This is a genomic window from Micromonospora sp. NPDC049171 (assembly GCF_040648275.1).
GTDB lineage: Bacteria > Actinomycetota > Actinomycetes > Mycobacteriales > Micromonosporaceae > Micromonospora.
On the sequence record NZ_JBEZDJ010000055.1, the window covers coordinates 1 to 6,334 of the forward strand.

Sequence of the window (6,334 nt, forward strand, 5' to 3'; positions counted from 1 at the left end):
ACACCTGCCGATGCCCGAACGTCACCACACCCGGCCTCGCCACCAGCACCTCCACCACAACCAAGATCAGTTGCACTGAAGCCTAGAAACCACCCGGCGTGTCGCAGCTATAACCCCATGATCAACGAGGTCAAGGGGTAGGTGGGGGTGGGGTTAGGGGGTGGGGATGTTTCTGGTGCGGAAGGTTAGGAGCGCTGCTGTCAGTAGGGCTGCTGTTGTTGCCGTCAGGGATGCCAGTGGGGTTGTCTGCCAGCCTTGGCTGAGGACCTGGGGGGTGTGGGTGAACGGGGAGACATCTAGCGCCCACTGGTTCAGCTTGAGCACCGCGCCGAGCTGACCCAGCAGCAGACAGCCGGCGAGCACCGCCCAGGCGCCCCCGGAGAAACGGGGCAGCCAGCCGACCAGCAACGCCGCCAGCCCGGCCAACACCCAGGCCGCCGGCACCTGGGCCAGCCCGGCACCGAGCAGTCGCGGCAGCTCGCCGCGGACGTCGGAGACGCTGAGCCCGTAGGCCAGCCCGACGGCCAGCCCGGCGACGGTCAGCACCACTGCGGGGCCGAGCAGCGCGAAGACCAGATGCGAGGCCAGCCAGCGGGTCCGGCTCACCGCCGTCGCGAGCAACGGTTCGGCCCGGCCGGCGGTCTCCTCCGCCCGCGCGCGCAGCGCGGCCTGGATGCCGTACCCGGCGGCGGCCAGCGCGGTCAGGCTCAACGTCGCACCGAGGTACGCCTCGGCGAGCGCCGAGCTGCCGCCGAGCCGGGACACGATCTCGGAAACCTGCTGGTTGCCCCGCACCGCCTCGCCGGCCGCGTCCGCCGCCCCGCCGAGCACCAGGCCGAGCGACCCGAAACCGACGGTCCAACCGAACAGCGGGCCGCGGTGCAACCGCCAGGCCAGGCCGAACGGGCCGGCCAGCCCCGCACCGGCGGTGGCCGGGCCGAGCCGAGCCGGAAACACCCCGGCGCCGAGGTCACGGCGGACCGAGACGGGGTACGCGACGAGCACGACCGCCGCACTGAACAGCACCGGCAGCAGCAGCACCCACAGTCGCTCGTCGGCAAAGGCGCGGCTCCGCGCCGCCCAGCCCAGCGGCGAGAGCCAGCTCAGCCACTCGGCGCTCCCGCCGGTGCCGCCGGAACCACCGGCGTCGCCGGCCAACCGCAGCACGAAGGTCAGCCCGAGCGCGCCCAGGCCGATCCCACGGGCCCCACCCGCGCTCTCGGTGAGCTGCGCGGCCAGCCCACCGACCGTGGCGAAGACGACGCCGGTGAGCGCCACACCAGCACCGAAGAGCACCGAACCCCCGCCGGGCAGGCCGGCCGCGACCAGGCCGCCGGCGATGAGCAGGCCGAGCAACACGTTCGCGGCATACGTCACCAACAGCGCGGCGGTCAGTCCGGCGTACCGGCCCAGCACGGTGGCGCCGAGCAACTCCCGCCGACCGGCCTCCTCCTCGGTGCGGGTGTGCCGCACGACGGTGAGCACGCTGACCAGCGCGGCGATCAACGCCAGCAGACCGGCGCGTTGGACGGTGAGCGCACCGATGCTGTCGCCGTACACCGGGCCGAGCAGGGCGACGATCGACGGGTTGCTCGCCGTGCCGGTAAGGTACTCGGCCCGCTCGGCGGCGGTCGGGTACAGCCCCTCGTACGCGCTGGCGTAGCTGGCCGGCAGCACCGCCAGCAGCAGAACCCAGATCGGCAGCAACACCCGGTCCCGGCGCAGGATGAAACGGACCAGGTGCCGGGTCCCGGTGAACGCCGTCATGACCGCACCTGCTCGGTCTGGTAGTGCCGCAGGAACAGCTCCTCCAGTGTCGGCGGCTGGCTGACCAGGCTCCGTACGCCGATCTCGGTGAGCCGGCGCAGCGCGGAGTCCAGTGCGGCGCTCTCCACGTCGAAGCGCACCCGGTGCCCGTCCACCCGCAGTCCGTGGACGCCGGCGAGCTGGCCCAACCCGTCCGCCGGGCCGGTCAGCTCGGCCTCGATCGAGGTGCGGCGCAGGTGGCGCAGCTCGGTCAGGGTGCCGGTCTCCACGTCCCGCCCGTTGCGGATGATCGTCACCCGGTCGCAGAGCGCCTCCACCTCGGCCAGGATGTGACTGGAGAGCAGCACGGTGCGACCGTCGGCCTTCGCCCGGCGGACCCAGTGTTGGAACACCTCCTCCATCAGCGGGTCGAGCCCGGAGGTCGGCTCGTCCAGGATGAGCAGTTCGGCGTCCGAGGCGAGGGCCGCCACCAGGCCGACCTTCTGTCGGTTGCCCTTGGAGTAGGCCCGCCCCTTCTTGCGCGGGTCCAGCTCGAAGGCGTCCAGCAGCTCGGCCCGGCGGGTCGGGTCCAGACCGCCGCGCATCCGGCCGAGCAGGTCGATGACCTCGCCGCCGGAGAGGTTGGGCCAGAGCGTCACATCGCCCGGCACGTACGCCAGTCGGCGGTGCAGGGCCACCGCGTCGCGCCACGGGTCACCGCCGAGCAGGCGGACGACCCCCGCGTCCGTCCGCAGCAGGCCGAGCAGTGCCCGGATGGCCGTCGACTTGCCGGCGCCGTTCGGGCCAAGGAAGCCGTGCACCTCGCCGGTGCGGACGGTCAGGTCCAGACCGTCGAGCGCCCGGGTCCGGCCGAAGGTCTTGACCAGACCGGACACCGCAATGGGAGTTTCCATATCTCGGAAGCTACACTCGTTTCACAAAGTTGTGAAGACTGTGCGAGCTGGGCAGCATCGACTGTCACATCAGGACGCGGGAGGGGACCCACCATGGCAGCCGGCGACACCCACGACCCGGTGCACCTCTTCGTCGAGCGGATGGCCCTGACCTTCGCCGAGGTCGGTTTCCCGCGAATGGCCGCCCGGGTGTTGTTCACCGTGATGAGCGCGGACGACCCGCTGACCGCCGCCGAGATCGGCGACCGACTCGGGGTGAGTGCGGCGGCGGTCAGCGGCGCGGTCCGCTACCTCACCCAGTTCGGCATGCTGATCCGCGAGCCGGTCCCCCGGTCCCGCCGGGACCGCTACCGAATGCCGGACAACCCCTGGTACGAGGGCACCATCACCAAGACCGGGATCTACAAGACCTTCATCGACGTGGCCGAGGGCGGCGTGCTCGCCCTGAACGGTCCGGAGACACCGGCCGGTGAACGAGTGGCCGAGATGCGCGACTTCTTCATCTTCGTCCAGGAGGAGATCGAATCGTTGGGTGAGCGCTGGCGGGCCCGGCGGGCCGCCACCGGCCACACCCGACCCGGCGAGGCCTGAGGGTCAGGCCGTGTTGCCCCAGCGAGCCTGCTCCAGCATGCGGACCGCCCGGTCGTGTGCCTCCACGTTGTCGGAACGGAGCAGCGTGGTCGCCTCGTCGACCGCGTCGGTGAGCCGCCGCCACTGCGTGTCGCGCTCGCGCACCAGGTCCGACTGGGTGGCCAACTGCCGGGTCTTCACCCACAGCTCGACGAAGACCGACACCTTGGCCCGCAACACCCACGGGTCGAACGGCTTGGTCAGGTAGTCCACCGCGCCCACCTGGTAGCCCCGCAGGGCGAGCTGGGCGTCCCGGTCGGCGGCGGTGAGGAAGATGATCGGCACGTGCCGGGTCCGCTCCCGGCGCTTGATGTGGCTCGCCGTCTCGAAGCCGTCCATGTCCGGCATCTGCGCGTCCAGCAGGATCACCGCGAAGTCGTCCACGAGGAGCTGCTTGAGCGCCGCCTCACCGCTCTCCACCGCCACGGACTGGACCGGCAGGCCCTGGAGGATCGCCTCCAGGGCCGTCAGATTCTGCCGCCGGTCGTCCACGAGCAGCGCCTTGGCGATCTGGGTCACGAAGTCTCCTCGGTCCGGCTGCCGTTGATCCAGGACGACATCAACTCGATCAAGTCGTCCAGGTCGACCGGCTTGGTGATGTAGTCGCTGCCGCCGGCCGCGAGCGCCGACTCGCGGTCGCCCGGCATAGCCTTCGCGGTCAGGAAGACCACCGGAAGATCGGCGAACCGATGGTTGCGGCGGATCTGGCGGGTGGTCTCGTAACCGTCCTGGTCCGGCATCATGGCGTCCATCAGCACGATGTCCACCTCCGGATGCTCGGCCAACAGGCGGACACCGTCCGCCCCGTTGTCCGAGTACAGCACGGTCATCCCGTGCAGCTCCAACGCGCTGGTCAAGGCGAAGACGTTGCGGACGTCGTCGTCCACGATCAGCACCGTGGCGCCATCCAGTTGACGGGTGGCCGGTGCCTCCGGCCGCTCCGGCAGCAACTCCAGCGGCGGCATCAGCAGCGACGACGGCAGGCCGGCGCGCTGCGGCGACGGGAGCTGGGGCGCCACCACGGCATCCGGGGCCAGCACCTGCGGCACGAACAGCGTGAAGGTCGAACCCTGTCCGGGAGCGGACGACACGGTGATCGTGCCGCCGATCAGTCGGGCCAGGTCGCGGCTGATCGACAGGCCCAGACCGGTACCGCCGTAGCGGCGACTGGTCGTGCCGTCCGCCTGCTGGAACGCCTCGAAGATGATCGACAACTTGTCGTCGGAGATGCCGATCCCGGTGTCGATCACGGTGAACGCGATCACCTGCTGGGCATTCGTCAACGCCGGCACGTCGAAGACCGCGTTCTCCGCCGCCGGGGCGATCCGCAGCGTCACCGCGCCGTTGTCGGTGAACTTCACCGCGTTGGAGAGCAGGTTGCGCAGGATCTGCTGCAACCGCTGCGCGTCGGTCACCAACGCCGGCGGCAGATCCTTGCTCACCCGTACCTGGAAGTCCAGGTTCTTCTCCTCGGCCTGCGGTGCGAACGCCTGCTCGACGTAGCCGCGCAGCTCGGCGAAGCGGATCTCGGTCGGCTCGACGTCCATCCGGCCCGCCTCGATCTTGGACAGGTCGAGGATGTCGTCGATCAGCCGCAGCAGGTCGGAGCCGGAACCGTGGATGGTCCGGGCGAACTCGATCTGCTTCGGGCTGAGGTTCTGCTCCGAGTTCTCCGCCAACAGGCGGGCCAGCAGCAGCAACGAGTTCAGCGGCGTACGCAGCTCGTGGCTCATGTTGGCCAGGAACTCCGACTTGTAGGCCGAGGCCCTGGTCAGCTGCTGCGCCTTCTCCTCCAGGCCCAACCGGGCCAGCTCGATCTCCCGGTTCTTCGTCTCGATGTTGCCCTTCTGCTCGGAGAGCAGGGTGGCCTTCTCCTCCAACTCGGCGTTGGTGCGCTGCAACTCCGCCGACTGCTCCTGCATCTCGTGCGCCAGCCGCTGCGACTGGGCCAGCAACTCCTCCGTACGCCGGTTGGCCTGGATGGTGTTGACCGCGATGCCGATGGTGAGCACCAGCCGCTCCAGGAACGCGAGGTGCAGCTCGGAGAAGGCCGACACACTCGCGAACTCGATCACCCCGAGCAGTTCGCCCTCGAAGAGCACGGGGAGCACCACCAGGTCCGACGGAGGTGTCTCGGCCAGACCGGACCGCAGCGTGAGCCGGCTGTCCGGGGAGGCGCTGACCCGGATCGTGCGGCGGGAGAGCGCGGTCTGCCCGACCAGCCCCTCACCCGGCCCGAAGGTGACGTCGTTGCCCCGCGCCACGTACCCGTACGAGGAGGTCAGCCGCAGCCGCATGCTGCCGTCGGTGTCGTCGGCCAGGAAGAAGGCACCGAGCTGGGCGTCGACGAGCGGGGTCACCTCGGTCATGATCATGCGGCAGACCTCGCCGAGGTCGCGCTGGCCCTGCAACAGGCCGCCGATGCGGGCCAGGTTCGAGTCCAGCCAGCCCTGCTCGGCGTTCTTCTTGGTCGTCTCCCGGAGGGTGACGATCATCTGGTTGATGTTGTCCTTCAGCTCGGCGACCTCGCCCTGCGCCTTGACGGCGATCCGCTGGGTCAGGTCGCCCCGGGTCACCGAGGTGGACACCTGGGCGATGGCCCGCAACTGCGTGGTCAGCGTCGAGGCGAGCTGGTTGACGTTCTCGGTGAGGTCCCGCCAGGTGCCGGAGACGCCCTTCACCTGCGCCTGACCGCCGAGCTTGCCCTCGATGCCGACCTCGCGGGCCACCCGGGTCACCTCGTCGGCGAACGACGACAACTGGTCCACCATCGTGTTGACAGTCGACTTCAGCTCCAGGATCTCGCCCTGGGCGTCGACGGTGATCTTCTGGGAGAGGTCGCCCTTCGCCACGGCGGTGGTCACCGAGGCGATGTTGCGGACCTGGCTGGTCAGGTTCGACGCCATCGAGTTGACGTTGTCGGTCAGGTCCCGCCACGTACCGGAGACGCCCTTGACCTGGGCCTGACCGCCGAGCTTGCCCTCGGTGCCCACCTCGCGCGCGACCCGAGTCACCTCGTCGGCGAACGACGACAACTGGTCCAC

The 6,334-nt window shown here is 70.0% G+C and carries 5 protein-coding genes; 1 reads left to right on the plus strand and 4 read right to left on the minus strand.

Annotation, left to right across the window (positions count from 1 at the left end; translation table 11 throughout):
• Window positions 1-153 precede the first annotated feature (153 nt).
• Complete coding sequence (locus AB0B14_RS36440) at window positions 154-1,767, minus strand: ABC transporter permease (protein WP_357526697.1); 1,614 nt, start codon at window positions 1,765-1,767, stop codon at window positions 154-156.
• Complete coding sequence (locus AB0B14_RS36445) at window positions 1,764-2,660, minus strand: ABC transporter ATP-binding protein (RefSeq protein WP_357526698.1); 897 nt, start codon at window positions 2,658-2,660, stop codon at window positions 1,764-1,766. Before AB0B14_RS36445 ends, AB0B14_RS36440 begins: the two co-directional genes overlap by 4 nt.
• 93 nt (window positions 2,661-2,753) lie before the next feature.
• Here AB0B14_RS36445 and AB0B14_RS36450 point away from each other — a divergent pair, with 93 nt between their 5' ends.
• Window positions 2,754-3,251 (plus strand): helix-turn-helix domain-containing protein, encoded by a 498-nt coding sequence (locus AB0B14_RS36450; RefSeq protein WP_357526700.1) that lies wholly within the window; start codon window positions 2,754-2,756, stop codon window positions 3,249-3,251.
• A gap of 3 nt (window positions 3,252-3,254) precedes the next feature.
• Here AB0B14_RS36450 and AB0B14_RS36455 read toward each other — a convergent pair whose 3' ends face one another.
• Together AB0B14_RS36455 and AB0B14_RS36460 are read right to left on the minus strand one after the other, a co-directional pair.
• Window positions 3,255-3,809: a response regulator gene (locus AB0B14_RS36455; protein ID WP_357068745.1), complete on the minus strand. Its 555-nt coding sequence runs from the start codon at window positions 3,807-3,809 to the stop codon at window positions 3,255-3,257.
• The coding region (locus AB0B14_RS36460) for an ATP-binding protein (RefSeq protein WP_357526702.1) at window positions 3,806-6,334 on the minus strand (2,529 nt) is incomplete at its 5' end. The genes AB0B14_RS36455 and AB0B14_RS36460, both read right to left, overlap by 4 nt.